The sequence below is a fragment of the Zoogloea oryzae genome (assembly GCF_030161255.1).
GTDB lineage: Bacteria > Pseudomonadota > Gammaproteobacteria > Burkholderiales > Rhodocyclaceae > Zoogloea > Zoogloea oryzae.
This window is the reverse complement of sequence record NZ_BSPX01000184.1, coordinates 1-1,453: the sequence shown is the minus strand read 5'-3', so window position 1 is coordinate 1,453 and position 1,453 is coordinate 1. Positions and strand designations below refer to the sequence as shown.

General features: G+C 33.0%; 1 protein-coding gene and 1 tRNA gene. One reads left to right on the top strand and one right to left on the bottom strand.

Annotated elements, in window-relative coordinates; all coding sequences use genetic code 11:
- Positions 1-269 precede the first annotated feature (269 nt).
- Positions 270-455, bottom strand: coding sequence for a photosystem II reaction center protein K (locus QQK25_RS24680; RefSeq protein ID WP_498027245.1), 186 nt, complete (start codon positions 453-455; stop codon positions 270-272).
- A gap of 339 nt (positions 456-794) precedes the next feature.
- On the opposite strand from QQK25_RS24680, the gene QQK25_RS24675 reads away from it, so the two are divergent.
- Positions 795-866: transfer RNA gene (locus QQK25_RS24675), tRNA-Gln, on the top strand.
- Positions 867-1,453 lie beyond the last annotated feature (587 nt).

The window sequence follows — 1,453 nt, the reverse complement described above, 5'->3', positions numbered from 1 at the left end:
GTATTTTGTAATAAGATTCTTTCCGGACTGAAATGCGCTTTCATATCCACAATTTGCTCAATTAATTTTCATGGGAACCCTATTATAGGTTCTTGGTTACTGGAAGTCAAAGGTCAGAATAAGGTAATTCAGATTCGGCACGACTATCCAATCATTTCATGTTTGGAGTTCGAGTACATAATGGAAGACTCATCTTATTAAGTATTAGAATTTGAGAATTCAGTTGTTTTATTCTTATTTTAATAATTTGTAGGATAGTATTCAGCATCTCATCGAAAACTTACAGCAGCTTGCCAAACAAAGGCTAAGAGTAAAAAGAACAGAGGGATTACTGGCATAAAATCTACGATTGGAGTGAAAACAGCATAAGCCTCGGGCAATTTGGCGAAGAAAAAACTACTGGAATGAAGGGCAGAATTAAGAGAGATACAGATCAAACTAAAGATATTAAGCATAAAAAACATTTCATTCTGAGGAATAATCTTGGAAATAATTGCTTTTTGATTCCGTTTTTGGAAAAAAATGAAGAAAGTAAAAACATAAAGTAGACCTAAATTTTCTTCCTTTTTCTTTGACTTACCCAATCAAAAACCCTTCTATTCTCATTTGAGAATAGAAAGAATCATACTTTTACATAATATCTTACTTTAATTTTTTATAATGATCAATAATTTAAGTTAAATTCTATAATGATACCTCTCAAATCCTAAGAACAATTGAAGCCATCTCATAAATATTTGGGCGGGAATTGACGAACAAGCAATACCGGTATTAATCTTGAATAGAAATCAAAATGGGGCGTAGCCAAGTGGTAAGGCAACGGGTTTTGGTCCCGCGACTCGAAGGTTCGAATCCTTCCGTCCCAGACCACTTTCTTTAAGAATCTTCTTTCCGATACTCTTTTTAGTCTAATTCAAAAAGGGACTATTTGATTGAATTCTAATCAATCAATTTCAATATGATAATGATAATGTGCCCAATTACCCAACCCCCTGAATGCCCTATTCAAGAATAAAAAGGATTTGATTATCGGATCTAAAGTGATAACCATTCAAAAATCACAATGAGCTGGGTAAAAGGCATGGGTTCACGAATTGCAGAATCAAATACGCTAAGAATACGAATCGAGTGCTTATTTTACCAGTTCTGTTTTGAGTATCAAAAAACGAGAAAAGTCATATGTGATTACCTCCATAAGTAGGTATTATTGGAAAAAGATAATACCTTTTAGATAAATATACATATAAATATAGGATGGTGAACGCTACAATGAACGAAGGAAGTGCATCTCTGGTATTTTTAACATAAGTTTTAACATAAGTTGAGAAGATCGTTTATTGAAATTTTGAAATTTGTTTTGCGGGTAGATACCCAAAAGTAATCTATTCAGATTTCGCCCGGAACACTTACAAGTCAAAAAGAACCACAATAGATTATGGATTTATTGGAATCG